Below are 24,919 nucleotides of genomic sequence, written 5' to 3' on the forward strand. Positions count from 1 at the left end.
CGGCGCCAAACATATTCATAGCGTTCACGTGGGCTCCCAGATCTACTGCTTGGAATGGTCGCGAACCGATGGGGGATCGCCACAACCCAAAGTGGGATTTCGCAAAGCAGGAATGTGAGAGGCAGTGGGGGATGCTGTTCCCAAAACACGAACCAATTCACGGTGAGGAAGTTAAAGATTATGTCACAGCACGCACAGTTGCAGTCTGAAATTTCCGGCGACGGTCCAATCTCGGAGGCGAGTCTTTCCTATCTTGAACAAAGAGCGCTCAGCCAGTTTTATGACTATGTGATGGCGCGGTTTGAGGCGGAAGAATCCAAATCAAATCTCACGAAGGCGAGGCTGGCCCGCCGCATACAGCGCGGGCAGGACCAAGTGAACCGGCTGTTGGCATCGCCTGGAAATTGGACGATTGCGACGGTAGCTCGCTTGTTGGCGGGTATTTCCGGCGAAGAGCCGGTCCTATCGTCTGGCCCACTGTTTGGCCTGTCGCCCCAAAATATGACTGTAATGGACTTGTTGGAGAGCACGACAATTACCGCACCGGTTATTCTGAAGCGTCCGTTAGCCCCAGAAGCAACGCCGACCTATAGTTCATCGTCAAATATACCGTTACATATTATGAAGCAGTAATAGTATGGCGAAGAAGATACAATTTGGAAACGCCGTGCTATGTGAATACGTGGCGCAGGGAGCTAACAATAAACACGTTTTGGTGAACGTTTTTTCCGGCGACGTTGTAGTATCTAAATTCCCTGCTGATCTTCAATTTGGGGTTTACATAGAACTACATAATGCAAAGAATTCATTGTCAAATGAGGGTTCAGTTGAAATACGGGTAGGGGGAAATACCGTCGTAAAGGGTCAAATAACGCTGGCAGCGGTAAATACATCCGCCGGGGTCATCGCTATCCCGTCCATTGTCGTTCACCTCGAAAGCGATACGACAATCGAAGTAATTTTGTTGGCCACTGGCTATGGCCGTGCGGTGGCGCTTTCAAAAAAGGTGTATCTAGGTAAAATGCCAGGCGAGCCGCCTACTTAGACCACCGTTTTTTGGCAACCTGCTAGGCGATCTCGGCGCGGCGCACTGGCGTCATGTTCACGGCGCGCTTCTTGCCCCTTCGCACCAAGAGCCTTCGCGGCAGGGTCCTTGCCGTCGTCCTGCACTTCGTCGGCTTCCTCGCCTGTGGCAATGCGCATGATGCGGACGGCATTGCCGGTCGCGTCAGCGGGGTGCTTCTGGCCTTTCGGTCCATCAGAAAAGTCCCTTTTTCACAAATTCAATCAGGCTATTCTGGCGGTCGCCGCCACCCTTCATGAATTCTGACATTTCGACTTCTCGTTCACCATCGACAAATACGCCGCCCGACTTCACGGAAAATTCCTCATGCACGAAAAATTTTCCGGTCTCGGTTTCGAAACAAAGCCGATACCAATGCTCATCGCCTTGGCCATGTTCACGCTTAAAAAATTGCTTGGATCTAAGAACCGGCACGTCAGCCTCCTTGCTTTCCGCTAAGCATATAGGCGCTTTCGCCTAGGCAAATCAAACGTGACAGGCGTTTTCGCATATTTCAAACTGACCCACTCCACCCAAGCTCATGCCTCGTTGCGACTAGGCCGTTGAGCCAGCCAGATGCTGCCGATGACGAAAACGACGCCGGCGATCTGAGGCAAGGTCAGCGTCTGATCCAGGAATACCCATCCAAGCAGCACGGCGGTCACCGGGCTGAGGAAAAGCAGCGATGACACCACCGAAGATTCGAGTCGCGCAATGCCCCGGAACCAGAGGACATAAGTCAGCGCCGCACCGATCAGGCCGAGCCACACCAGTCCAAGCAGGTTGGCCGCGGTCGGGAACGGGATGGGTGGTTCGAAAAGCAGGACCACCGGAACGAGAAGGAGACCACCGGCAGTCAGTTGCCATGCCGTAAAGGCGAGCAGCGATGCTGGCGGCTGCCACTTGCGGCTCAACACGCTTCCGAAGGCCATTGAGGCCGCCCCGGCGAGGCCGGCGGCAACGCCGACCGCATCGAGCGTCGCGTTCGGGGTCAGCACCAGCAATGCAACACCGGCGATCCCGACAAGGGCGGCGACAATCGCCAACCGGCGGACAGGGCTGGCAAGCAGGGCAGCGGCGAGGAAAATCACAATCAATGGCTGGACCGACAGCACGGTCGCCGCGACCCCGCCCGGAAGCCGGTAGGCGGCGACAAACAACATGCTCAGGAAGATCGAGATGTTGAGGGCTCCGAGGACGAAACTGCGCAGCCACCAGATGCCCATCGGCAGTTGCCGAACGATCGCCAGCAGCAGCAATCCGGCGGGCAGGGCCCGCAGCATTGCGACCGTCATCGGCGAAAAGTTCGGCAGGAACTCGGTGGTGACGATATAGGTGCTGCCCCATATCGCGGGTGCAATGGCTGTCAGCAACAGATCGGAACGGCGCGTTTTCATAAGATTTCCAGAACTTCAGCAAGAGGGCGGCGCGGCTTTTGCGGCCAGTTTCCGGGCGCGGCGCGGCCGACCGCGATGAGCATCACCGGCACTTCATTGCGCGCAAGGCCAAACTCGCGCGCCACGCCTTCGGCGTCGAAGCCGGCCATCGGACCGGAGACGAGCCCCAGCGCTTCGGCCGCGAAAATCAGCGTTGCGGCGCCAAGCGTTGCCGAGCGCACCGCCTCGTCGCGGGCCGCCCGAGGATCGGCATATTGTGCGCGGGCGCCTTCCTGCCAGCCGGAAGCCATATCCGCCGGCATGAAGCCGGCTTCGACGAAAGGACGCAGCCTTGCATTGAGGGCAGCGTGCTCGGGGAGTACGCCGCAGATGATGAAGGTGACCGCTGCTTCCTGCACCTTCACCTGGCCGTGGGCCACGCTTCGCAACCGCGCCTTTGCTTCCGGCGTCCGCACGGCGATGAACCGCCAATTCTGAAGGTTGTAGGCGCTTGGCGCACGTGTTGCGAGACGTGCCAGTTCCTCGATCTCGGCATCCGTCAATGTATGCGAGGCATCGAACCGGTTGGCCGACATGCGTCGCTCGATAACGGAGATTGCGGGGTTGGTCATCATGTCATTCCGAAACTGAGAAAGTCGTTCGGATAGCAGATAGAGAATTTACCAATGAGCGATAATATGCGATAATTGAAAGACATTATTTACTAGAAGAGAATGGTGAGATGGATCGCCTGACTGCGCTGCAGGTTTTCCGCCAGGTGGCGGAACTGAACAGTTTTGCCGAAGCCGGACGGCGGCTCGGTCTCTCGCCTCCCGCGATCAGCAAGAATATCGCCGAGCTGGAGGCGGATCTGGGGGTGCGGCTCATCAACCGGACAACGCGGCGCATGGCGCTGACTGAAGAGGGCAGGATCTACCTGGAGCATGTCACGCAGGGGCTCGATGCGCTGGCCAGGGCCGACCAGGTGCTCGGCCCGATCAAGACGGCGCCGAGCGGCACGTTGCGGGTCAGCGCGCCGATGACTGTCACGTTGACGCGGCTTTCGGCTGCCATGCCCGCGTTTCTATCGCGCTATCCCGATTTGAAGCTCGATCTGCACCTTGACGACAGGCGCGTCGATATCGTGCGGGAGGGATTTGACCTTGCCATTCGCGGCAGCGACAATCTCGAGGATTCCAGCCTGGTCGCCCGAAAGCTTGCGATCATGCCGCATGTGATTTGCGCAGCTCCGTCCTATTTCGAGAAGCATGGCCGGCCCAAAACGCCCGCCGATTTGAAGGCGGCCAATTGCATCCGGTTCAGCCTCTCGGGGCATGCGGACATATGGGAGTTCCGCAAGGACGGCCGAGCCGAGCGGATCGCCATCGACGGACGATATTCGGTCTCGTCAAGCCTTGCCGTGCGCGATGCGCTGCGCGCCGGCTTCGGCGTCAGCCTGATCCCTTATCTCTATGTCGAAAGCGACCTGAAAGCAGGCCGGCTGCAATCGGCTCTGGATGACTGGGACAAGGTCGAAACCACGCTCTACGCGGTCTATCCGGCACGCCAGCATCTCGCCCCGAAAATCCGCGTCTTCCTTGATTTCCTGATCGAGGAATTCAGTCGGGACAAGGAGAAGCCGTTCGTGCCTCCCCGGCGTGAAGGCTCGGCAAAGCGCGGTGTCGGCGAGGCGACGGATGCGGAAAATCAAGCTGAGATATTGCCGGCGATTTCATCTCCTTGACACGCCTCCAAATCCGGACTTTGTGGAGCCATGCAGGACGCGAAGCCGAATAAGGGAAAGACAGCGGCCGAGGCGTTCGCCGAACGCACGAGCGGTATCCGCCGGGCCGATGCGGCGCGCATGCCGGGCTCGAGCGTGCATGCGTCGCTCGCCAACGAAATCGGGCTGAGGATCGTGCGCGGCGATTATCCGCCGGGAACCATCCTGCCCAACGAAGCCAAATGGTCCGAGACCTTCGACGTCAGCCGCTCGGCGGTGCGCGAAGCCATAAAAATGCTGATGGCGAAGAGCTTGCTGTCGTCACGTCCCAAAATCGGCAGCTGGGTCGAGCCGAAGGAACGCTGGAACCTGCTCGATCGCGACGTGCTGGCCTGGTATGCGACCTCGCCGGACCGCGAGGTGTTCCTCCGGACGGTGCAGGAGTTCCGCCACATCATCGAGCCGGAGGCCAGCGCTTTTGCCGCCATGCGGCGCACCGACGAGCAGATGGCCGAGATCAGCCAGGCCTGCCGCGAGATGGGCGAGGCGACCAACCTGCAGGAGCGCACGCGCGCCGACACGCGTTTTCATCTCGCCATCCTGCGGGCCTCGGGCAACGACCTGCTGGTGCCGCTCGGCGTGCTGATCGAATCAGCATTCGATCATCTATTTGCTTATACCACGCGGGAACTCGACGATTTGCAGCATGCGCAGAGGCTGCATGAGGCAATCGAGAAGAGCATCCGTCTGCAGCGGCCGGACGCGGCGCGCAATGCGGTGCGCAAGCTGCTGGCCAATACCGACAGCGTCATCAAGTCCAGATAGCGCCGTTCGGCTACAGGTGGAGTGCTCAGTCGAAGGGTGCGGTCGCGAGATGCCGCCGGGTCAGCCCGATCAGCAGCGCCTGGTCGCGGGCGGCGTGTTCGGCTGGGTTGACGACCGCATCGCCATTGACGATCGCTGCCCAGAAGCCACGCATCTCTTCGACGAAGGCTTCGGCGTAACCGGCACGCAAATCTTTCTTCGACAGCGTGTGACCGTCCGAGGTCGTCACCGTCAGCCGGGTCGGATGATGGTTGAGCCAGGGCGAGGGGAATTCGAGCTCGAGGCTGGCATCGTCGAAGAACAGCGTGATCCGCTCCTTGTAGTCGGCGAGCTTGGGCACGGTGAGGTGGGTCATGGTCCACAGCGCCTGCCCATCCAGCAGCTTGACGGCGCCCTGGCCGCCGTCGCCATTGGCAAAGATCTGCGCGCCGACGACCTCGCCGTCCGGCACGCCGAGCGCGTCGAGCAGGCCGTGGACGGCATTGACGTCGTGAATCAAGGCCGAGCTGTAAGCACCGGTAAATCCACGGAAAGCGAGGTCGGTCCCGGGAACACCGATGGCGTCTTCGACCTGGCGCTTCTGCTTGGCCGCGACAGCGGCGATCATGTCTTTTGGGATATCGGTACCGCGCCTGTAGGGCTGATGGGCGATGAACGGCCAGGCGTCGGGATCGTTCACTTCCACCGAGACCGCGCGCAGCGTGCTCGATGTTCCAGGCAGCGAAGCGAGCGCCAGCCGGTAGCTCGGATCGAAGCGCTTCATATAGCCGACTTGCATGATTTTCCTGGCGGCATCGCGCGCGGCGACGATCTCGGCGATTTCCGCCAGCGAATAGCAGAGCGGCTTTTCGCAAAAGACATGCAGGCCCCGCGCCAGCGTCGCCAGCACCTGTTCGTGATGTAGCGGGTCCGGCGAGCCGATCACCACCGCGTCGAGGCGTTGGTCGAAGAGCTGGTCGATCGTTTCGAAATTGGCAATGCCATGGGTGTCGGTGACGAACTGCCGCGAAATCCTGGAGGGATCGGCGACGCCGACCAGCTCGAACAATTCACCGAGGCGCAGCAGATTGGGAATATGCTCGACCTGCGAGATCATGCCGGCGCCGACGACCCCGACGCGTATCCTGCTCATTGGATCATTCCCCGCAATGTCCGATTGTCAGCTCAAGGCGCCGCAGGCGGCCGGTTGCCGATCTGGGCGAGCAGGCCGGCAATCTCCGCCTCGACCGCCTTCAGATCCTCGCCGCCCGACATGATCGAGATGACCTCGTCGCGTGAGATCTCGGACTTGGCGTAGGTGCCGCGATTGCGGCCGCGGTTGAGCAGCGTGAAGGTGTCGCCGACCGGATAGGCATGGTGGATGTTGTGGCTGATGAAGATGACGGCCAGGCCCCGCATGCGCGCTTCGATGATGAATTTCAGCACCATCGCCGCCTGGTGGACGCCGAGTGCCGAGGTCGGCTCGTCGAGGATCAGCACGCGCGCGCCAAAATGCACGGCGCGGGCGATCGCCACCGACTGGCGCTCGCCGCCCGACAGCGTGCCGACGGCCTGCGTCGGATCGCGCACGTCGATGCCGATATCGGCCATCGCCTGCCTGGCGATGGTGTTGGCGCGCTCTTTGTCGATGCGCGAGAAGGGCAGGCTGCTTTTGGTCGGCTCGCGGCCGAGGAAGAAATTACGGGTGATCGACATCAGCGAGATCATGCCGAGGTCCTGGAACACCGTTGCCACGCCGAGCTCCTGCGCGTCGCGCGGGCTGCGGAAGGTGACCGGCTTGCCGTCGACCAGGATTTCGCCCTTGCTCGGCCGATAGACGCCGGACAAAACCTTGATCAGCGTCGACTTGCCGGCGCCGTTATCGCCGAGCAGGCAGTGGACCTCGCCCGGATAGACCTTGATGTCGATGTCCTGGAGGGCGCGCACCGAGCCGAAATTGACGCTGACGCCGCGCAGTTCCATTGCCGGTTCGGTCATTTGGGCCGGTTCGGTCATTTGCCACCTCCGCGGCCGAGCGCCTTCAGCCTGATGTAGTTGTTGACCAGCACGGCCATCAGGATGACGATGCCGAGGAAGACCTTGAACCAGTCGGTGTCGATGCCGGTGTAGAAGATACCCATCTGCACCAGCCCGAAGATCAGCGCGCCGAACAGCACGCCATAGACGGTGCCGTAACCGCCTGTGAGCAGCACGCCGCCGATGACGGCGGCGATGATCGCCTCGAATTCCTTGAGCAGGCCGCGCGTGGTGTCGGCGGAGCCCGCCTCCATCACCTGGATGGTGGCAAGCAGTGTCGCCGCGCAAGCGGTGTAGACGAACAGGCTGATCTTTACGCGATCGACCGGCACGCCGACGTTGCGGGCTGCGATCAGGTCGCCGCCGGTGGCGAAGATCCAGTTGCCGTATTTCGTCTGGGTGAGCACGTAGCCGGCCAGCGCCGTCAGGCCGAGCCACCAGACGATCGACATCGGAATGCCGGCGACGAAGGGAATGCCGTCGCTGCGGGTGGCGATCCAGCCTTGCGCGCCCATCCAGCGGAACAGGCTGGTGAGCAGATGGCCGTTGAAAATGCCGGCCGTCGCCGGGTCCGGTGCGCCTTCGAGTATGTAGGGGATCTGGGTGCGGCCGGTGACGGCGCGGGTGATGCCGATCGACAGTCCGCGCAGGATATAGAGCGTGGCGAGCGTGACGATGAAGGAGGGCAGGCGCGTCTTCACCACGATCAGGCCGTTGAGATAGCCGGTGAGGATGGCAACGGCGAAGGCACAGGCGATGCCACCCCATAGCGGCAGGCCCCAGTACTTCACCGTCAGCCCGATGACGACACCGGCAAAGCCGACCATGGAGCCGACCGAAAGATCGAACTCGCCGGCGATGATGAGGAGTGCTGCCGCGGTGGCGACGATGCCGAGCTCCGCCGACAGCGTCAGGAAAGTCATCGATCCCTGCAGCGAATAGAGGTTGGCCGCGCCCGGCAGCAGCGCAAAGATGATGATCGTCGCAAGCAGCCCACCGGCGGCACCGGCTTCCGGCCGGCGCAGCCACTGGGTCAGCTTGCCGGTGCTGGCCAGCCGCTCGTCGGCGCCGGCGGCCCGCTTCGACGTCATGCCGAAGCGGTCGGTCGCCTTCAGTTCGCCCGGAGGTATCGCCTTGTCTTCCACGACCGCCATTAGGCTCTCCAATCACTCAATTCGCAATCTTCGAACGGATCGGGAGAGCGCTCGGCGCATTCTCCCGTTCCGTCGGAGCGCTTGCCTAGCGGATGCCCTCTTTGGCGAGCGCCAGGATCGCCTTGGCTTTTTCCGGCGAGTCTATGAACAGCGGTCCGGTATAGGCGTTGTTCTGCGGCCAGAAGCCGTGCGTCGCCTGCTCGACCAGATAGATCACCGGCAGATAGCCCATCAGATATTGCTGGGCGTCCATGCCGAAGCCCATTTCGCCGGCCACGACCGAGTCGAGAACCTCCGGGCTGATGTCGAATGTGTAGAGCTTGAGCTTGCCGAACAGTTCCTTGTCGCGGAACATCGGGATCAGCGGGTTGGCGGCGGTGGCGCCGAGCGCAAAGACGGCCTGCGTGTCGGGATGCGCCGACAGATAAGCCTCGGTGCGGCGCTGGATGTCGGCCGGATCCGGCGCCACGGCCAGAACCTCGGTGCCGCCGCCGGAGGGCTTCAGCCCGTCATTGAGGCCCTGGCAGCGCTGGTCGAGGCTGACATTGCCGACCTCGTGGTTGATGCAGACGACCTTGAGCGTGCCTTCCTTGGCCAGCCGCTCGCCGGCCTTCTTGCCGGAATCATATTCGGAAACGGTGCCGACATAGAGCGTCGTGCCGAGCTCGGCGCCTTCCTTTTCGCCGGAATCCAGAACCACCATCGGAATATTGGCGGCAAGCCCGGATTTGACCGATTTGCCGAGCGCATTGGCGTCGGCGATGGAGACGGCGATACCGTCCGGCTTGGTGGCGATGGCGGCGTCGAGAAGCCGGGCCTGCTCGACCACGTCGAAGACCTGCGGCGCGTAATATTCGACCTTGGCGCCGGTAAGGGCGGCCGCGTCGTCGACGCCGCGCTTGACCACCGACCAATAGGGATCGGACGCCGACCCATGCACCACGAAGGTGATGCGCACGTCCTTCGGATCCTTGAGCCCCGCAGCATACGCAATGCCTGTCATCAGGCCCGCCGAAACGAAGGCGCCCAATGCCACTTTCAGAAGAGTTTTCATCTTATTCTCCCATTTGTCGTTGCAGTTCCAATCCCTCTGGCGCCGTTTTCCGGCCGCGACGATCGGCTCACGTCGCGGATCGGGTGGCCGCTTTGCGGGCCTTTGCCGACGCCAATCGCTGTTCGCCCGCGTTGTTGCCGCGGACTGTCGTTGATAATCGCCCGGCCGAGAGTGCGGCGCGAAGCTCCTCGCGCAACGGCTTCATGCCGATGACGTCGATCGGCTGTGCGGCGAGCCAGTCGCGAAAGCCCTGGTCGCGGAACAGCTCGTACTCTTCGGTGCGGATATAGGCGGAGCGCGGCTCGATCAGCTCGAGTTCACCGGGCGCGTTGCAATGCAGGCAAAAGAAGGTCAGGCCCTCGCGCACGCCCTCGATGAGCGCTTTGTAAGCCGGCTCGATCGGCCTGGAACGCGGCCGGCCCCAGGTCGTCTGGATGGCGGCGTCGAAAATGGCAAAGCCGCCGGCACGGGCCAGCGCCACGCCGCGCTGGAACGCCTCCTCGGTGACGCCGACCAGATTGTCGTTGGGGGAATAGGCGGACAGGGTCTTGGTCAGCAGCACGGGCAGCTGATATTCGAGCCCGAGCTTGATGTAGATGTCGCAAAATTCCGGCGACAATGCCGCGCCCATATGCGCGTCGAGATGGGTGACGTCGATGCCGGCGCGATAGGCGGTGTCGACCTGGGCGCGAAGCTCGGCCTCGACCGCCTGCGGCACCGCCTTGCGGCGCGTGGTCGCCACATCCGGCCAGAAGAAGCCGAACTCGTCGGTCAAGCCGGCCGCCCGCGACGGCGCGGTCAAGGGCCGCCATTTGTAGTGCTGCTTCTCGCTGTTCAGCGTCAGGTGGACGCCAAGGTCGAGGCCAGGATTGGCGGCGGCGCTTTCGGCCATTTCGAGGAACCACGGGCATGGCACCATCACCGCGCCGGAACTGCAGACGCCCAGCCCGCTCAATCCGAGGAAGGCGCTGTTGGCGCCGTGGCACATGCCGACATCGTCCTCGTGGAGCACGATCCGTTTGCTGGAGCCGGCGGCGTTCACGAACGGCCGCCTTCCCGCCGGCGCGCCGGTTTCGAGGGTCTTCCAAAGTGTGTCCCGTATTTCATGGAACCAACCGTTTGCCCAACTGGCCGGAATGGAACGCCGAAAGCTGGGTTTCCGACAGGGCCACTTTGGCGAATTCGGATGGGTACGATTTGCCTGCCGGCTGAGACACTTAGCTACCGATTTCCCCAATCACGGTTCAAAACCAGTCATAGGAACCGTCTTCCGGGCGCAGATGGCTTGGTCGAATAGCGGCGGAGTGGTTCTTTCAAACTGTGCCGACAAGCCTACAGCTGTCCACACCATCAAGCGACCACATTATCAAGTGACCCACACTGTCAAGTGACTGGAGGCCTGTCATGTACACCGCCGGCGAAGAGGAAATCGAAGCCATTGCCAGGGTGATCCGCTCGGGCGCGCTGTTTCGTTACGGCAAGGACAGCGAATGCGACCGCTTCGAGGCCCGCTATGCGCAGCATCTTGGCGTCGAGCATTTCGCGCTGGCCGCCAGCGGCACCTATGGGCTCGCCGCCGGCCTGATCGGCCTCGGCATCGGCCCGGGGGACGAAGTGCTGGTGCCGGCGCACACCTATATGGCGACCGCGACCGCGGTGCTGTCGGTAGGGGCCATTCCAGTCATCGTCGACATCGACGAGAGCCTGACCATCGATCCCATCGCCTTGCGCGATGCCATCGGGCCGCGCACCAGGGCGGTCATCCCGGTGCATATGTGGGGCGCGGCCTGCAACATGAATGCGATCATGGACATTGCTGCCAAGCGCGGCTTGCTGGTGCTGGAGGATGTCTGCCAAGGCATCGGCGGCGGCTATGAGGGCCGCAAGCTCGGTTCGATCGGCCATGCCGGCGCCTATTCCTTCAACTATTTCAAGAATATGACCTCGGGTGAGGGCGGCGGCATCGCCACCAGCGACCCGAAAGTGGCGGAGCGGGCGCGCTGCGCCATCGACCCTTGCCATTTCTACTGGCAGGGCAGAAGCGACAGCATCAAACCCTTCGCCGGCATCGGCGCGCGTGCTTCCGAACTGATGGGGGCGATGCTCAACGTCCAGCTCGACCGGCTGGACGGCATCATCGAGGCGATGCGAGCCGAGAAGAAGACGGTGCTGGCCGGTACCCGCCACCTTAGCAATCTTGGGCTGACGCCGTCGCCGATGAACAGCGCGGACGACGATTGCGCCGCACAGGTGATGTACCTGCTGCCGAGCGAGCAGGCGGCGCAGACTTTTTCGAAGATCATTCCGAGCGTCGTTGCCGGCAAGACCGGCCGTCACAATTTCACCCAGTGGGACCAGGTGCTGATGCATGAAGGCGCGCATCATCCGGCGCTCAATCCTTACACACTGCCCGAGAACCAGGGCCTGCGGCTGGATTATTCCGACGACCTCGGCAAGCACTCTCTCGACATCCTCAACCGCACCGTGATGGTCGCCATGAACCCGGCGCACAGCGATACCGACATTCAGGACATGATCCACAACATCGACGCGGCGGCGCGGGTGGCGCTGGAGAATGCTTCGCTCGATGATATCGAATTGCGCAAGGCGGCACCGGTTGATCTGCAGAAGTTCGACAGTGTGAACTAGACCAGATTCGGCGCGGTTTGCTACCCTGCGGTCGAGTTCCTTGTCCGGTGGCCGGCCGAGGATTCCGGCCGGCATAACCGGTCGCCAAAAAATCCGCAGGCCCGTGTCGGATAGGCCGGGCTCCGCTCGTCCTAGGGGGCATCGATCACCAACACGGAGGATTAACGATATGCCCGGCACCGTACGGCTGCACCGCGTTCTGACAACCAGCCCGGAGAAAGTCTACCGCGCGTTCCTCGAAGCGGATGCACTTGCGAAATGGCTTCCGCCGAACGGCTTCACCTGCACGGTTCATCACTTCGAGGCGAAAGTCGGCGGTACGTTCAAAATGTCCTTCCGCAACTTCACCACCGGCGACAGCCACTCGTTCGGCGGCGAATATGTCGAGCTCGTGCCCAATGAGCAACTGCGTTACATCGACCGGTTCGACGACCCCAACCTGGCCGGCGAGATCGAGGTGACCGTGACATTGAAGAAAGTGTCGGTCGGCACCGAAGTGAATATCACGCAGACAGGTATTCCAGACGCCATCCCGGTTGAGGCCTGCTATCTCGGCTGGCAGGAGTCGCTGCGAAATCTGGCGAAGCTCGTTGAACCCGAGATCAACCAGTAAGATAAAGCGCTGCCCTGGCGGGTTGGAGTCGCTAACCGGAAACCCAGGGGTGACGCCGTTCTTCCCAGGCGACGTGCGCTGGCGTCGGAAAGGCCGGATCGGCGAAGCAGCCGACCGCGACGGCGATCCATTCAGGCTTTCGCTCGGGCTCCCAGAAGACGCTCGAGCCGCAGCCCGGGCAGAAATGGAAAGTGACGTGATGGCCGCTCCGAGCCGATCGCCTGTAGGTACTGGCGTCGCCTTCGGCTTCTACCTTGTCGCGCGCAAAGAAGGCGGCGACGCCGTATGTGCTGCCGGTTCGTTTCTGGCAGTCGAGGCAGTGGCACTGTGCGACCAGCTGCGGCTCTCCGTTACAGGAGATCCTCAGTTGCCCACAGGCACAGGATGCGGTTCTCATGGCAATCCTCATGGTTCAGATGAATGCGTTGCCCGCCTATACCGGCGGTAGGCATGCTTCTGGTTTTCGGGGAGGTTCGGCCTTGGGAAGCGCGCTTTGCGCGAACGCCGAAAAACAAGGACCGATGCCCCATATTCCTAATCACTGCGGGCGATTGACTCAACCCCGCGGTGAACGAGATGGAGAGCCTGGCTCTAGCTTCTATCCAATCTTAGGAACGCGGCGCGCAGCGCCAGAACGGCGCGCAAGATCTGACGTTCGTCCATTGCCGCGTAGCCGAGCAGCAGGCCGTGCTCGGGTTCAGTAGAGTGGTAGTTGATGGAGATGCCCTGAACGTCGAGCCCCTCCTTGACGGCGGCGGCGACCACGTCGCTGTCCTTATAGGGCCTGACGAAGCTGGCCAGCAGTTGCATGCCTGAATCGTTTTCCGTGACGGTCAGCCATTCGGCCAGATGCTCCTGGCACAGCTTGACGAAGTTCGCCTGCCGGCGCGCATAGAGCCGGCGCATGCGCTTGAGGTGCGTGGCGAAATAGCCCTGCGTGATGAAGTCGTTGACCGTTGCCTGCAGGATCAGTGGCGCGAACTGGCCGGTGATGCTCACCGCCCGGTCGAACGGAACCGACAATTCGCGCGGCACGATCAGATAGCCGATGCGCAGCGCCGGAATCAGCGTCTTGCCGAAGCTGCCGATATAGACGACGCGGTCGGCATGATCGAGCCCGCGTAGCGCCGGCACCGGCCGGCCGCGGAACCGGTATTCGCCGTCATAGTCATCCTCGACGATCCAGGCGCCGTTGCGTTCGGCGATGTCGAGCAGCTGCAACCGCTCCTCGATGCGCATGATTGTGCCGAACGGCCATTGGCAGGATGGCGTCACATAGATCAGCCGCGGCGGCGGCAGCTCCGGATCGGCAAGATGCCAGCCGCGCCGGTCGACCTTCAACGGTGCCAGCCTGGCACCGCTGGCGAGAAAGGCGCTCTTGGCGCCGAGATAGCCGGGCTCCTCCATCCAGACATGGTCGCCTTCGTCCATCAGCACGCGCGAGACCAGATCGAGCGCTGCCTGCGCACCGGTGACGATGATCACCTGGTCGGCGGTGCAGCTGATGCCGCGCGACAGGCCGATGGTCGAGGCAATGGCCTGACGCAGGCCGGGGTGGCCGGCAAAGGAGAGATAACCAAGCAGGCTCTCGTCGCGGCTGCGTGCATTGCGCACCAGAAGGCTTGACCAGATGGTGAACGGAAACGATGCCGTTTCAGGCACGCCGGGATGGAAATTGATGACGCCGGCATTGCGTGGCGGCTGCGGGCCGTTGACGATGGTCTGGCCACGCCGCGACAGCTTTTGCGGCGCTGCCAGTCCGGCGCGCAGGGATGCCAAGGGGCGGTTCTGCTGGATCGGCGCCACCCAGGTGCCCGATCCGGCACGCGCCTCGATAAAACCTTCGGCAAGGAGCTGGTCATAGGCGGCGATGACCGTGTTGCGCCCGACCTTCAGATCTTCGGCCAGCGAGCGCGTCGACGGCAGCAGCGTGTTCTGCGGGATTTGGCCGTCAAGGATGAAGCGTCGCAAGGCGCCGTAGATCTGACGATGCATCGGTTCTTCCGAAGCGCGGTCGACCGACATGATGTCGAGGGAAAGGCGCATGTGGTCGGCCACGGCACTATCCCCCGACGGACCGGGCGGCGCGGGCGATCTTTTCCTCGTTGAGCCGGCAGACAGTGTCGAGCACCAGTCGCCTGGTTTCGGGGCGGATCTCGCGGCTGTTCTTCAGCGCGCGATGCACGGTGGCGGCGCCAAGTTCCGCCTTCTCGGCAATCTCCCGGATGGTGCAAAGCCGTTCCATGCCAAGCGCAGCTTCGAAAGCCATGTCGCTCCTCCTCGGTTGCATCAAGGCACGGCTTCCGGCCGGCCTCAAGCTTGAAAGTCGGGGTTTTAATCCAGAGCCGGGATTCTGCGATCCGCGCCGCGCAGGGAGCAAGGCGGCGCGGATCGCCGGGCGCTTTCGCGTCGCTAACCCCATCGAGGCGCGCGCCCATTATGTTCCTCCGGCTCGCAATGCGGGCCGGTCAGCCTGCCTTCCGAGTCGCCACTTCGAAGCCGGCCTCGCGGGCGGTGGCGAGCAGCGAGAAATAGCCTTTGCTGGCATAGGTCAGCGGATGCGCCTTGGCCGGATCCTGCTCGGCTTCGACAACGAGCCAGCCTTCATAGCCGCGCGCAGCGAGGGGTTTCAGCAATGACAGGAAATCGACCGAGCCGTCGCCGGGCACGGTAAAAATGCCGTCCATTACCGCCGCCATGAAGCTCATGTCCTCGCGGCGTGCCCGTTCCAGCACCGCCCTGCGAACGTCCTTGCAATGGAAATGCACGATACGGTCGAGATGCCGTTGCAGCAGCGATTGCGGGTCGCCGCCCGAAAACAGGCAGTGGCCGGTATCGAACAAAAGGCCGACGCTTCGGCCCGTCGCCGCCATCAGCCTGTCGACTTCATCGTCCGTCTCGACGATGGTGCCCATGTGGTGGTGGAAGGCCATGCCGACCCCGAATGCAGCCATGCGGTCGGCGAGGGCGGTCAGTTTCTTGCCATAGGACGGCCAGTCCCTGTCGGCGAGGCGCGGACGCTCGGAGATCGGTGCGAAAATGCCGTCATGGCGACCGCGCGAGGTGTCGGCGTAGACGACGATCCTGGCGCCAAGGTCGCGCAACAGCTGAAGATGTGGGGTGATCGCCGCGAATTCCTCGTCGACCGTGCGGTCGAGAATGCGGCCATCATACCAGCCGGAAACGAGTTCCAGGCCATAGGAAGACAGGAGCGGCCCAAGCACTTCAGCCTGGCGCGGAAATTTGCCGCCGAGTTCGGTGCCGCGGTAGCCGGCCAGCGCCGTTTCCGACAGGCAAGTCTCCAAGGACGTATCCCCGCCAAGCGCCGGAACGTCGTCATTGCTCCAGGTGATGGGATTGATGCCGATCTTGACCGTCATGACGCCAGGCTTTTGCGGGCTTGGGAAGACAAGCCGAGCCTGCAGACTGGCGACAAAGAGGCCCTGTCACTAGGTCCAGTTCAGCCGAATTTGGCAGAACCAATTAATGGTGACCGATTCTAGTCTTCCTTTGGGCGGCCAAAAAGGACGCGCAGTTCATCCTTTGCGTCCTCCAGCACTTCCTTCTGCGCCGCCGGCAGGTTCTTGCCGGCGCGGTTGATGTAGAAATTCAGCATCGACATGGCGGATTGAAACGGCCCTGCCTTGCGTCGGTCGCTGTGCTCGGCCGATCGCTTCAACGAGGCGGCGATTTTCCTTGGATCGTGGGATTCGAAGATATGTTCCTCGAGGTCCAGCGCGTCACTGTGCTCGGTGACGTCGGCGGACCATTTCCGTTGCGCGGTCATGGCAAACTCCTTCCACTAGGTCGTTGCCGGAAAACGCCTTATGGCGCACCCCTGTTCCACTTCGGCCCGAATCCCTGGAGCCACGGATTTGCCTGTCGTGGCGCTGCTCGGCGATGCGAATGCGCCGATAGTGGTCAGAACCGCCGATTCAAGAACTGCGGACAGGAAAAGCTCTTGACCCCAATCGTCTCAAGCCAGGCAGAAAGTTCCGGCATCGACAGTGCCTATGCCTGGATACGGCTGGGCATCTCGATGCTGCTGGCAACGATCGGCGGGGTCGGCATGTGGGCGGTGGTGGTGGTGCTGCCTGCCGTGCAGGCAGAATTCGGCGTCGATCGCGCCGCTGCCTCGATGCCCTACACCGCGACCATGGTCGGCTTTGCCGCCGGCAATGTGCTGTTCGGCCGCGCCATCGACCGCATGGGGTATTGGATCCCGGCGCTGATTGCCGCGATTACACTTGGCGCCGGCTTCCTGCTGGCGTCGTTGACCAGTTCGATCCTGCAGTTCACCCTCGTCCAGGGCCTGTTGATCGGCGTCGGCTCGTCGGCGATCTTCGGCCCTTTGATCGCCGATATCTCGCATTGGTTTAACCGTCGCCGCGGCGTCGCGGTGACGGCTGCCGCGTCCGGCAACTATCTCGCCGGAGCGATCTGGCCGACGGCGATGCCCTATGTCATGCAGACCGAAGGCTGGCGCTTCACCTATGCCGCGATCGGCGTCGTCTGCCTGGTCACCATGGTGCCCTTGATCCTGCTGCTCCGGCGCGGCGCACCGCCCCAGGCGGCTCCGGGATCGCCGGGCAGCCGCGTGGTCCAGCCGATCTCCCTGTCGCCGGCGGCCTTGCAGGCGCTGCTCATCGTGGCCGGGCTCGGCTGCTGCGTGGCGATGTCGATGCCGCAAGTCCATATCGTCGCCTATTGCATGGATCTCGGCTACGGCGTGGCGCATGGCGCCGATATGCTGTCGATCATGCTGGCGGCGGGCGTCGTCAGCCGGCTTGGCTCGGGTTTCCTTGCCGATCGCATCGGCGGCGTGAAAACCCTGCTGATCGGCTCGGTGCTGCAATGCCTGTCGCTGTTGTTCTATATCCCGTTCGACGGGCTTGCCTCGCTTTATGTCGTCTCGCTGGTCTTCGGCCTGTCGCAAGGCGGCATCGTGCCCTGTTATGCGATCATCGTGCGCGAATATATGCCAGCCAAGGAGGCTGGCCAGCGCGTCGGCATCGTCATGATGGCGACCATTTTCGGCATGGCGATCGGCGGCTGGATGTCGGGCTGGATCTACGATCTGACCGGTTCTTATGCCGCCGCGTTCCTCAACGGCATTGCCTGGAACCTGCTGAATATTTTGGCCATGCTGCTGCTGCTGTGGAAGGCCCGGCGCAGCGCTGCTGTGGCGGCCTGAAGCACAGCGGTACGGATACAGTCTCTCCGGCCGTCGCTTGACAACAGCCGAAGGCTGCGCGACGCCAGACAAGGTGTGGCAACGGGCCAGTTTGGCATGGCAGCAGTTTCAAAAACGCTGAACATCGTTTCACGGTCGCGTGTGGGCGGTTGCCCGGCGTCCGGACGAGTACGGTGATCAAGCCGCGCTCGCGCCGCGGCGGCGGCCGCCCGACCATCGCCGATGTCGCCCGCAAGGCCGGCGTCGGCGCCATTACCGTATCGCGCGCCCTGCGTGAGCCGGGGCGTGTCTCGGAAGATCTGCGCCGCCAGATCGAGTCGGCCGTGAACGAGCTCGGCTATGTGCCCGACCCGAATGCGCGGGCGCTGGCTTCGGCGCGCGCCGAGGTCTTTGGCGTTCTGGTGCCGTCGCTTACCAACAACGTCTTTGCCGAAGTGGTGCGCGGCATCTACGACAGCCTGTCGGACGGCCCTTTCCGGATTCAGCTCGGCAACACCCACTATTCCGGCCTCGAGGAAGAGCGGCTGCTGCAGGTGTTTGGCCCGCAACGCCCAGCGGCGCTGATCGTGGCCGGCATCGACCAGACGCCGGCGTCGCGAAAACTGCTGGAAACGGCAGGCTGTCCGGTGGTGCAGGTGATGGAGACCGGGCCCGATCCGGTCGACATGATGGTCGGCTTCTCGCATTTCGAGGGCGGCAAGGCGGCTGCGGAACATCTGATCGAGGCAGGCTATCGCCGGATCGGCTTCATCGGTGCGCGCATGGATCCGCGTTCGCAGCGGCGGCTTGCCGGCTATCGCGCGGCGATGGAGGCGGCCGGCCTGTTCGATCCGAGGCTCACCACCACGACGCCGGTGCCCTCCAGCGTCACCCTCGGCCGCGAATTGTTCCGCGACGCGCTGGCCAAGGTGCCGAGCCTCGATGGGGTGTTCTGTAACAATGACGATATCGCCCTTGGCGTGCTGTTCGAATGCCACCGCGCTTCGATCGCCGTGCCGAAGACGATCGGTATCGTTGGCTTCAACGATCTCGACATGATGGAGGTGGCCTTTCCGTCGGTCACCAGCGTTCGGACCTACCGCTACGAGATCGGCCGGCGGGCGGTCGCCATGGCGCTTGCGGCGATCGAAGGCAACAGGCCAGAGCAGCGGGTCGTCGACCTTGGCTTCGAACTCAAGCGACGTGAGAGCACGGCGCGCTGAAGCGAGCTTCGACGCAATGGCGCTTTACACTACGTCATGGTAGCGCTACCAGTTATCGCCGGGCGATACTTCGCCCCGACGATGGGAGGCTGTTTATTATACATAAGCGACAGCTCATGCTTGTTTATTATGTATAATATGATAGTTTTTGTGGGACTAGCCGGGCAGCAAAGGAGGGGATCGGGTCGGCATTCGGCCACCTGAACGCGCGACGGGTACGGCGGGAGGTGCCGGGCCGGAAACGCGCAAATTCATCGGCGTAACAACAAACAAAACTGCAACTGGGAGGAATATCGATGATCAAGTCACTCGTTGGCGGTATCGTTGCCGCCACTGCTTTCGTCATGCTGAGCTCGTCGGCGATCGCCGATCCTGAAATCGTCAAGGGGCCATCGGCCGAGCCTGACTGCTTCGCGCCCTGGTCGGCCGATACGCAGTTCTTCAAGTTCCCCAAGAAAGACGGCCCGTACCGCATCGCTCTGGCCAACGGCTATATCGCCAACACTTGGCGCATCCAGATGGTGCAGACGGCAAAGGCCTATGCAGCGCAGCCGGACGTCGCGGCCAAGCTCAAGGAATTCAAGGTGGTCTCGACCGGCGAAGACGTGCCGGCCCAGATTTCGGCGATCAACAATTTCATCGATTCCGGCTATGACGCGATTGTCGTCAACGCCCAGAACCCGACCGCATTCGGTCCTGTCATCAAGCGGGCCAAGGAAGCCGGCGTGGTGCTGGTCGCCTTCGACAACATCCTCGACACCAAGGATGCCATCAACGTCAATGTCGACCAGAAAGGCCTTGGCGAATTGTGGGCCAACTGGCTGGTCAAGCACGTGCCGAACGGCGGCAAGGTGCTGGAAGTGCGCGGCGTCGCCGGCACGTCCGTCGACACCGATCGCCATAACGGCATCCACGAGGTTCTCGACGCTTCCGGCAAGAAATGGGATGTCACCGAGGTCGTCGGCAAATGGGATGACGGCGTTGCGCAAAAGGCTACGGCCGATGCCATTGCCACCAACGGCCCCTTCGACGGCATTACCGGACAGGGCGGCGATACCGGCATCGTGCAGGCGATGATCGATGCCAAGCATCCGTTCGTGCCGTTCGGCGGCGAGACGGAGAACGGCTTCCGCAAATTCTGCGCCAAGTTCGCCGCTGACGGCCTGAAATGCTCGTCGGCCGGCACCGGCCCGGCTCAGGTCGCGGTTGCCATCAAGACGGCGATTGCAGCACTTGAAGGCCAGGTCGTGCCGCAAGCGGTCAAGCTGCCGCTGGCGATCGTCGAGGATCCGAACTTCAAGGCAGGCCAGGATTTCTTCCCCGATCAGTCCGACAATTTCTTCGTCGGCAATTCCTTCCCGACCTGCGGCATCAATTTCACGGCGCAGGAAATCATGGGCCAGAGCAAGGAAAACCAGTAAACTCCGACAGCCCGACGCCGCGGGAATCCCGCGGCGTCGGCGCTCGACATCCTGATTGCCAAGCGCCTGGGGAGGGCCGATGGACGGTGCGGTTCCGCTCTTCCGCATGGAAGGCATATCCAAGCGCTATGGCGGCGTGCGGGCGCTGGAGAAGGCCGAACTGTCGGTCACTCCAGGCAGCATCCACGCCATTCTCGGCGAGAACGGCGCCGGCAAATCGACGCTGATCAAGGTCATGGCGGGGGTCGTTGCGCCCGACGAGGGCCGCATGATGCTGGACGGAAGCGAAGTTACCTTCGCTTCGCCGGCCGCCGCCAACCAGGCCGGCATCGTCTGCATCTTCCAGGAGCTGTCGCTCGTCCCCGAACTCAGCGTTGCCGACAACATCGTCATTTCCGATCCGCCGAAGCGTTTCGGCATGATCGACCGCAAGGCGCAGCGCCGCATCGCCGAAGAAGCCCTGGCTCGCGCCGGCGCTTCCGATATCCATCCGCTGGCGCTGGTCAAGGATCTTCCTCTTTCAAGAAGGCAGATGGTCGAGATCGCCAAGGCACTGGCGCGCAAGCCGCGCATCCTGATCCTCGACGAGGCGACCTCGGCGCTGACCGCGGCTGACGTCGCCAGAGTTTTCGCCGTGTTGAAGCGGCTGCGTTCGGAAGGGCTGGCGCTGCTCTATATCTCTCACCGCATGAATGAGATCGCCGAGCTGGCCGATCAGTGCACTGTGTTCCGCAATGGCCGCAATGTCGCCAGCTACGCGGCCGGCACCAAGAGCGACAATGAAGTTGTCGAGCTGATGATCGGGCGCGAATACAGCCACATCTTTCCGCCCAAGCCCGCGCGGGCGGCTGCTGCGGCAACGCCGGCTCTCGAGGCGCGCAGCCTGTCATGGACGGATCGGCTGCACGATGTCTCGCTGTCGGTCGGGGCGGGCGAGGTGGTCGGGCTTGGCGGCCTCGACGGCCAGGGCCAGCGCGAATTGCTGCTCGCCTTCTTCGGTGTACTGCGCGGCCTGTCGGGCCAGATACTGATCGACGGCAGGCCGGTGGCGATCGCCAGTCCGGCCGCCGCGCGCGATGACCGGATCGGCATGGCGTTGATCCCGGAGGACCGCAAGACGGAAGGGTTGATGCTGCCGATGACGGTGCGCGAAAACCTCTCCTTTGCCGCCCTTGATCGGCTGTCCAGGGCCGGCATCATCGATCGCGCCGCCGAGCAGCGGCTGATCGACGATATGGTCGGTCTCCTGGCGATCAAGACCGCCGGCCTCGACATTCCGGTCGGCGCGCTGTCCGGCGGCAACCAGCAGAAGGTGGTCATCGCCAAATGGCTGATGCGGCAGCCGCGCATCATCCTGCTCAACGATCCGACGCGCGGCATCGATGTCGGCACCAAGCAGGAGCTTTACCAGTTGATGCGCAAGCTTGCCGACCAGGGCGCGGCGATCCTGTTTTATTCGACCGACTATGACGAGCTGATCGGCTGCTGCGACCGCGTGCTGGTGCTCTATGACGGCGCCGTCAAGCGCGAACTGGTTGGCGCCGAAATCACCGAGCGGGCGCTGATCGCCAGCGCGCTCAACATTCGCGAAGAGATGCCAAGGCAAGGAGCGGACGCGTGAAGGATTGGCGCTACTGGCTTGCCGAACAGCGCGGAACGCTGCTGGCGTTCGGCATCTTCGTTGTCATGTTCGTCATCTACACCTCGAACCATCCGGCGGGCTTCACCGCCAACGTCGTACAGACGGCCTCGAACAAGGGCGTGCTGCTCGCCTTCGTCGCCATGGCGCAAACGCTGGTGGTGATCACCGCCGGCATCGACCTTTCGGTCGGTATGATCTTCACGCTGACCAACTGCCTGGCCTCGTGGCTGGTCGTCGGCACCGGCATCGAGACCGCCTTCGGCGTCCTCGCTGTGCTCGGCACCGGGCTGCTGTGCGGGGCAATCAACGGTGCGATCGTCATCTATGGACGCCTGCAGCCGATCGTCGCCACCATCGCCACCGGCGCGGTCTATTTCGGCATCGCGCTGCTGCTTCGGCCGTTTCCCGGCGGCTCGGTCAATGAAGGGCTCGCCGATGCGCTGACCGGGCGCCTGTTTGGTATTGTGCCGGCGAGTCTGGTGACGCTGCTGGCGGTCGTGCTTGTCGTCTGGGTGCCGTTCAGCCGGTCGGTGCTCGGCCGCGCCGCTTATGCAGCCGGCTCCTCGGAGATGGCGGCCTACATGTCCGGCGTGCCGATCCGGCGTGGAAAGTTCGCCGCCTATGCGCTTGCCGGGCTGCTTGCCGCGATCGGCGGGCTGTTCCTGACGTTCTTCACCTATACCGGTGATGCCGCCTATGCCAGCGGCAACGCCTATACGCTGTTTTCGATTGCCGCGGTCGTGCTCGGCGGCGTGTCGCTGTTCGGCGGCAAGGGCAGCGCCATCGGCGCGATCTTCGGCGCGCTTGCCTTCCGCACCATCGGCGACCTGCTGTTCGTCTTCGATTTCGATCCGCTCTGGCAGCCCCTGTTCCAGGGCGTCATTCTGCTGATCGCGGTCAGCCTCGGCGCGTTCGCCCTGTTTCGGGTCCGCAACCGGCTGGAGTGGTTCCTGTGAGCGAAACGACTGTGAGTGGTCTCGCCGGCCGCATGCCGAAATTCCTCCGCCGCGCCGACCCGGCGGTGCTGACGGCGTTCGCCTGTATCGTGCTGCTGCTGTTCCTCGGCAGCCTCTATTCGCGCAGCTTCCTGTCGCCTGAATACCTTTTGCAGCAGCTCAAGGTGGCGTCGTTTCTCGGCGTCATTGCGACCGGCATGATGCTGGTCATCCTGCTCGGCCAGATCGACCTGTCGGTGCCCTGGTCGGTGGCTGCCGGCGCCATGATGGCCTGCGCCGCGGCCGCATACGGTACCGTCGGCGTGGCGCTTGCCATTCCGTTCGGCATCTTCTGCGGTGTTCTGATCGGCATCGTCAACGGCATCGGCGTCGCCTATCTGCGCATTCCCTCGATGATCATCACGCTTGCCACCAACGCCGTCGCGCAGGGGCTGATGGTGGTCTACACGGGCGGTTTCTCGCCGCAGGATTCGGCGACCGGTGCGATGCGCTATCTGGCGACCGGCTTTGCCGTTCCTGCCGTGCCCAACGCCGTCCTCATCTGGGCGCTCATCGGCGCCGCAATGGTGTTCGTGCTGACCCGCACCGGCTTCGGCCGCACCGTTTACGGCATCGGCAACCGCGAGCGTGCCGCCTATCTTTCCGGCATCGATACAAGGCGCGTGGTGATGATCGCCTTTGCGGTTTCGGGCGGGCTCTCCGCCTTCGGCGGCGTGCTGTTGGCCGGCTATGCCTCCAAGGCGGCACAGTCGATGGGCGATGCCTATCTGCTGCCGTCGATCGCCGCGGTGGTGCTCGGCGGCACCTCGATCCTCGGCGGGCGCGGCTCCTATCTCGGCACCGTCGCCGGGGTAATCCTGATCACCCTCTTGCAGTCCATTCTCTCTGTCATGCAGATGCCGGAGGCGGGACGGCAGATCATCTACGGCGTCGTCATCGTCGCCATGCTGCTGCTCTATGGCCGCGCGCCGGCAAGCCGCTGACCTGCATGACCGGGAACGACGTGAGGGCGGGCACTGTTCGAACGATACCCGCCATCGTGGTGATGGGCGTTGCCGGCTGCGGCAAGTCGGTCGTCGGCGAAGCGCTTGCAGCGGCATTGGGCGCCCTCTTTATCGAAGGCGACAGGCTGCATCCGCCCGAAAACGTCGCGCGCATGGCGAGCGGCCAGCCGCTCACCGACGCGCTGCGCGAGGGCTGGCTCGACGCGATCGGCCTGCGGATGGCCGCGTCGGTCGCAAGCGGGCAAGGTGTGGTCGCCGCCTGCTCGGCGCTGAAGCGCAGCTACCGCGATCGCCTGCGCGGCTTTTGCCCGGATATCGTTTTCGTTTACCTGGAGATCGACCCGGCAACAGCAAAACAGCGCGTCGGCAATCGCAAGGGTCATTTCATGCCGGCAAGCCTGGTCGACAGCCAGTTCGCCACGCTCGAGGCGCCAGCGGCGGACGAGGCGGCGATAACCTTGGATGGCACGCGTCCGGTCGCCGACACCGTCGCGACTGCCTTGAGCCTGCTCGCGCGCTAGATTTGCGACGTCAGTTCGACTGGGAAATCGTCATTGTCGGCGTCGCGCATGGCCGCGAGGCTGCGGTTGTCCAGCACCTCGGCGATCGCCTGCCGGACCTCCAGCATCATGTGCCGAACCTGGCAGATCGCCTCGTCGCAATCCTCGCAGCGCTGGTATTGCGTGCGGCTGGCGCAGGGGATCGGCGCCAGCGGCCCGTCGAGGACACGCACGACATGGCCGATCTTGATCTCGGAAGCCGGCCGGGCAAGGCGGTAACCGCCTTCCTTGCCCTTGCGGCTCTGGACGAAGCCGGCGTTACGCAACTCGCCCAGGATGGCATCCAGGAATTTCTTGGGGATGTTATTGGCGACCGCAATGTCGTTGACGAATGCGAGCTGGCCGACCGGCAGGCCCGACAGATGCACGAGGGCCTTGAGGCCGTATTTGCCTTTTTTGGTAAGCATGCCCCGAGTCAACCCATGAAGCCCCAACCACCCGCGTCTGGCGGCTGTTTGTGTGCAAAT

Annotated in this window: 27 protein-coding genes; 13 read left to right on the plus strand and 14 right to left on the minus strand. The window is 63.0% G+C overall.

All coding sequences use genetic code 11. From position 1 onward, the window contains the following. The first annotated feature begins 180 nt into the window (after positions 1-180). Entirely contained in the window at positions 181-633 is a 453-nt protein-coding gene (locus NKJ73_RS27505) for a hypothetical protein (RefSeq protein WP_352571753.1), read from the plus strand. A gap of 4 nt (positions 634-637) precedes the next feature. Beyond that, positions 638-1,045, plus strand: coding sequence for a hypothetical protein (locus NKJ73_RS27510; protein ID WP_352571754.1), 408 nt, complete (start codon positions 638-640; stop codon positions 1,043-1,045). Positions 1,046-1,258: 213 nt separating this feature from the next. On the opposite strand, the gene NKJ73_RS27515 is transcribed toward NKJ73_RS27510, so the two are convergent. From NKJ73_RS27515 to NKJ73_RS27525, 3 genes are all read right to left on the minus strand, one after another. Further along, entirely contained in the window at positions 1,259-1,498 is a 240-nt protein-coding gene (locus NKJ73_RS27515) for a hypothetical protein (RefSeq protein WP_352571755.1), read from the minus strand. Between the two features lie 104 nt (positions 1,499-1,602). Continuing rightward, positions 1,603-2,460, minus strand: a complete 858-nt coding sequence (locus NKJ73_RS27520) for an EamA family transporter (RefSeq protein ID WP_352571756.1) — start codon at positions 2,458-2,460, stop codon at positions 1,603-1,605. Beyond that, positions 2,457-3,071, minus strand: coding sequence for a nitroreductase family protein (locus tag NKJ73_RS27525; protein WP_352571757.1), 615 nt, complete (start codon positions 3,069-3,071; stop codon positions 2,457-2,459). The genes NKJ73_RS27520 and NKJ73_RS27525 overlap by 4 nt, the downstream gene beginning before the upstream one ends. 110 nt (positions 3,072-3,181) lie before the next feature. On the opposite strand from NKJ73_RS27525, the gene NKJ73_RS27530 reads away from it, so the two are divergent. Further along, positions 3,182-4,183, plus strand: a complete 1,002-nt coding sequence (locus NKJ73_RS27530) for a LysR family transcriptional regulator (protein ID WP_023675813.1) — start codon at positions 3,182-3,184, stop codon at positions 4,181-4,183. A gap of 30 nt (positions 4,184-4,213) precedes the next feature. Then, on the plus strand, positions 4,214-4,987 hold the full coding sequence (locus NKJ73_RS27535; protein WP_352453268.1) for a FadR/GntR family transcriptional regulator: 774 nt from the start codon (positions 4,214-4,216) through the stop codon (positions 4,985-4,987). Positions 4,988-5,012: 25 nt separating this feature from the next. Here the strand turns inward: NKJ73_RS27535 and NKJ73_RS27540 are convergent, their stop codons facing one another. From NKJ73_RS27540 to NKJ73_RS27560, 5 genes are all read right to left on the minus strand, one after another. Beyond that, entirely contained in the window at positions 5,013-6,119 is a 1,107-nt protein-coding gene (locus tag NKJ73_RS27540; RefSeq protein ID WP_023675814.1) for a Gfo/Idh/MocA family protein, read from the minus strand. Between the two features lie 32 nt (positions 6,120-6,151). Beyond that, positions 6,152-6,964: an ATP-binding cassette domain-containing protein gene (locus tag NKJ73_RS27545; RefSeq protein ID WP_023675815.1), complete on the minus strand. Its 813-nt coding sequence runs from the start codon at positions 6,962-6,964 to the stop codon at positions 6,152-6,154. A 14-nt stretch (positions 6,965-6,978) separates the two neighbouring features. After that, positions 6,979-8,094 carry an ABC transporter permease gene (locus NKJ73_RS27550; RefSeq protein WP_023675816.1) on the minus strand — a complete coding sequence of 372 codons (1,116 nt, stop codon included), beginning with the start codon at positions 8,092-8,094 and terminating at the stop codon, positions 6,979-6,981. Positions 8,095-8,242: 148 nt separating this feature from the next. Continuing rightward, positions 8,243-9,211: a rhizopine catabolism ABC transporter substrate-binding protein gene (locus tag NKJ73_RS27555; RefSeq protein ID WP_352571758.1), complete on the minus strand. Its 969-nt coding sequence runs from the start codon at positions 9,209-9,211 to the stop codon at positions 8,243-8,245. A 67-nt stretch (positions 9,212-9,278) separates the two neighbouring features. Then, entirely contained in the window at positions 9,279-10,253 is a 975-nt protein-coding gene (locus NKJ73_RS27560) for a polysaccharide deacetylase family protein (RefSeq protein ID WP_352571759.1), read from the minus strand. A 362-nt stretch (positions 10,254-10,615) separates the two neighbouring features. Here NKJ73_RS27560 and NKJ73_RS27565 point away from each other — a divergent pair, with 362 nt between their 5' ends. After that, on the plus strand, positions 10,616-11,860 hold the full coding sequence (locus NKJ73_RS27565) for a DegT/DnrJ/EryC1/StrS family aminotransferase (RefSeq protein WP_352571760.1): 1,245 nt from the start codon (positions 10,616-10,618) through the stop codon (positions 11,858-11,860). 169 nt (positions 11,861-12,029) lie between these two features. Next, positions 12,030-12,473, plus strand: coding sequence for an SRPBCC family protein (locus tag NKJ73_RS27570; RefSeq protein WP_352571761.1), 444 nt, complete (start codon positions 12,030-12,032; stop codon positions 12,471-12,473). Positions 12,474-12,504: 31 nt separating this feature from the next. On the opposite strand, the gene NKJ73_RS27575 is transcribed toward NKJ73_RS27570, so the two are convergent. The 5 genes from NKJ73_RS27575 to NKJ73_RS27595 form a co-directional block, all read right to left on the minus strand. After that, positions 12,505-12,870: a GFA family protein gene (locus tag NKJ73_RS27575; protein WP_352571762.1), complete on the minus strand. Its 366-nt coding sequence runs from the start codon at positions 12,868-12,870 to the stop codon at positions 12,505-12,507. A gap of 194 nt (positions 12,871-13,064) precedes the next feature. Continuing rightward, positions 13,065-14,531, minus strand: coding sequence for a rhizopine catabolism transcriptional regulator MocR (mocR, locus tag NKJ73_RS27580; protein WP_245274662.1), 1,467 nt, complete (start codon positions 14,529-14,531; stop codon positions 13,065-13,067). Between the two features lie 4 nt (positions 14,532-14,535). Continuing rightward, the gene (locus tag NKJ73_RS27585) at positions 14,536-14,742 is read right to left on the minus strand and encodes a LacI family DNA-binding transcriptional regulator (protein ID WP_023675823.1); all 207 of its coding nucleotides are present in this window, start codon (positions 14,740-14,742) and stop codon (positions 14,536-14,538) included. Between the two features lie 199 nt (positions 14,743-14,941). Next, a complete protein-coding gene (iolE, locus tag NKJ73_RS27590) occupies positions 14,942-15,853 on the minus strand; it encodes a myo-inosose-2 dehydratase (protein ID WP_352505532.1) in 912 nt (303 codons plus the stop codon). Between the two features lie 119 nt (positions 15,854-15,972). After that, positions 15,973-16,260 (minus strand): DUF3175 domain-containing protein, encoded by a 288-nt coding sequence (locus tag NKJ73_RS27595; protein WP_352505533.1) that lies wholly within the window; start codon positions 16,258-16,260, stop codon positions 15,973-15,975. 252 nt (positions 16,261-16,512) lie between these two features. Between NKJ73_RS27595 and NKJ73_RS27600 the strand changes: the two genes are divergently transcribed. The 7 genes from NKJ73_RS27600 to NKJ73_RS27630 all read left to right on the plus strand — a co-directional run bounded on the left by NKJ73_RS27600 (position 16,513) and on the right by NKJ73_RS27630 (position 24,413). After that, positions 16,513-17,667, plus strand: a complete 1,155-nt coding sequence (locus NKJ73_RS27600) for an MFS transporter (RefSeq protein WP_502896742.1) — start codon at positions 16,513-16,515, stop codon at positions 17,665-17,667. A gap of 173 nt (positions 17,668-17,840) precedes the next feature. Continuing rightward, positions 17,841-18,869 carry an HTH-type transcriptional regulator GntR gene (gntR, locus tag NKJ73_RS27605; protein ID WP_352571764.1) on the plus strand — a complete coding sequence of 343 codons (1,029 nt, stop codon included), beginning with the start codon at positions 17,841-17,843 and terminating at the stop codon, positions 18,867-18,869. A gap of 296 nt (positions 18,870-19,165) precedes the next feature. Then, positions 19,166-20,290 (plus strand): sugar ABC transporter substrate-binding protein, encoded by a 1,125-nt coding sequence (locus NKJ73_RS27610; RefSeq protein ID WP_352571765.1) that lies wholly within the window; start codon positions 19,166-19,168, stop codon positions 20,288-20,290. A gap of 79 nt (positions 20,291-20,369) precedes the next feature. After that, on the plus strand, positions 20,370-21,911 hold the full coding sequence (locus tag NKJ73_RS27615) for a sugar ABC transporter ATP-binding protein (RefSeq protein ID WP_352571766.1): 1,542 nt from the start codon (positions 20,370-20,372) through the stop codon (positions 21,909-21,911). Continuing rightward, positions 21,908-22,888, plus strand: coding sequence for an ABC transporter permease (locus NKJ73_RS27620; protein WP_352571767.1), 981 nt, complete (start codon positions 21,908-21,910; stop codon positions 22,886-22,888). Before NKJ73_RS27615 ends, NKJ73_RS27620 begins: the two co-directional genes overlap by 4 nt. Beyond that, positions 22,885-23,871, plus strand: coding sequence for an ABC transporter permease (locus NKJ73_RS27625; RefSeq protein WP_352456242.1), 987 nt, complete (start codon positions 22,885-22,887; stop codon positions 23,869-23,871). Before NKJ73_RS27620 ends, NKJ73_RS27625 begins: the two co-directional genes overlap by 4 nt. A 62-nt stretch (positions 23,872-23,933) precedes the next feature. Continuing rightward, on the plus strand, positions 23,934-24,413 hold the full coding sequence (locus tag NKJ73_RS27630; protein ID WP_352571768.1) for a gluconokinase: 480 nt from the start codon (positions 23,934-23,936) through the stop codon (positions 24,411-24,413). Here NKJ73_RS27630 and NKJ73_RS27635 read toward each other — a convergent pair. Then, complete coding sequence (locus NKJ73_RS27635) at positions 24,410-24,859, minus strand: RrF2 family transcriptional regulator (protein WP_352571769.1); 450 nt, start codon at positions 24,857-24,859, stop codon at positions 24,410-24,412. The genes NKJ73_RS27630 and NKJ73_RS27635 overlap by 4 nt on opposite strands. Positions 24,860-24,919 lie beyond the last annotated feature (60 nt).

Origin of the sequence: Mesorhizobium sp. M0074 (genome assembly GCF_040322975.1) — a bacterium.
Lineage (GTDB): Bacteria > Pseudomonadota > Alphaproteobacteria > Rhizobiales > Rhizobiaceae > Mesorhizobium.

Coding starts and splice junctions, on each gene's coding strand:
- NKJ73_RS27525 (WP_352571757.1), bottom strand. CDS start 3,071: ATGACCAACCCCGCAATCTCCGTTATCGAGCGACGCATGTCGGCCAAC.
- NKJ73_RS27570 (WP_352571761.1), top strand. CDS start 12,030: ATGCCCGGCACCGTACGGCTGCACCGCGTTCTGACAACCAGCCCGGAG.
- NKJ73_RS27600 (WP_502896742.1), top strand. CDS start 16,513: ATGCTGCTGGCAACGATCGGCGGGGTCGGCATGTGGGCGGTGGTGGTG.
- NKJ73_RS27530 (WP_023675813.1), top strand. CDS start 3,182: ATGGATCGCCTGACTGCGCTGCAGGTTTTCCGCCAGGTGGCGGAACTG.
- NKJ73_RS27575 (WP_352571762.1), bottom strand. CDS start 12,870: ATGAGAACCGCATCCTGTGCCTGTGGGCAACTGAGGATCTCCTGTAAC.
- NKJ73_RS27540 (WP_023675814.1), bottom strand. CDS start 6,119: ATGAGCAGGATACGCGTCGGGGTCGTCGGCGCCGGCATGATCTCGCAG.
- NKJ73_RS27610 (WP_352571765.1), top strand. CDS start 19,166: ATGATCAAGTCACTCGTTGGCGGTATCGTTGCCGCCACTGCTTTCGTC.
- NKJ73_RS27565 (WP_352571760.1), top strand. CDS start 10,616: ATGTACACCGCCGGCGAAGAGGAAATCGAAGCCATTGCCAGGGTGATC.
- NKJ73_RS27535 (WP_352453268.1), top strand. CDS start 4,214: ATGCAGGACGCGAAGCCGAATAAGGGAAAGACAGCGGCCGAGGCGTTC.
- NKJ73_RS27550 (WP_023675816.1), bottom strand. CDS start 8,094: ATGACGTCGAAGCGGGCCGCCGGCGCCGACGAGCGGCTGGCCAGCACC.
- NKJ73_RS27520 (WP_352571756.1), bottom strand. CDS start 2,460: ATGAAAACGCGCCGTTCCGATCTGTTGCTGACAGCCATTGCACCCGCG.
- NKJ73_RS27595 (WP_352505533.1), bottom strand. CDS start 16,260: ATGACCGCGCAACGGAAATGGTCCGCCGACGTCACCGAGCACAGTGAC.
- NKJ73_RS27630 (WP_352571768.1), top strand. CDS start 23,934: ATGGGCGTTGCCGGCTGCGGCAAGTCGGTCGTCGGCGAAGCGCTTGCA.
- NKJ73_RS27505 (WP_352571753.1), top strand. CDS start 181: ATGTCACAGCACGCACAGTTGCAGTCTGAAATTTCCGGCGACGGTCCA.
- NKJ73_RS27545 (WP_023675815.1), bottom strand. CDS start 6,964: ATGACCGAACCGGCAATGGAACTGCGCGGCGTCAGCGTCAATTTCGGC.
- NKJ73_RS27510 (WP_352571754.1), top strand. CDS start 638: ATGGCGAAGAAGATACAATTTGGAAACGCCGTGCTATGTGAATACGTG.
- iolE (WP_352505532.1), bottom strand. CDS start 15,853: ATGACGGTCAAGATCGGCATCAATCCCATCACCTGGAGCAATGACGAC.
- NKJ73_RS27585 (WP_023675823.1), bottom strand. CDS start 14,742: ATGGCTTTCGAAGCTGCGCTTGGCATGGAACGGCTTTGCACCATCCGG.
- NKJ73_RS27615 (WP_352571766.1), top strand. CDS start 20,370: ATGGACGGTGCGGTTCCGCTCTTCCGCATGGAAGGCATATCCAAGCGC.
- NKJ73_RS27635 (WP_352571769.1), bottom strand. CDS start 24,859: ATGCTTACCAAAAAAGGCAAATACGGCCTCAAGGCCCTCGTGCATCTG.
- NKJ73_RS27555 (WP_352571758.1), bottom strand. CDS start 9,211: ATGAAAACTCTTCTGAAAGTGGCATTGGGCGCCTTCGTTTCGGCGGGC.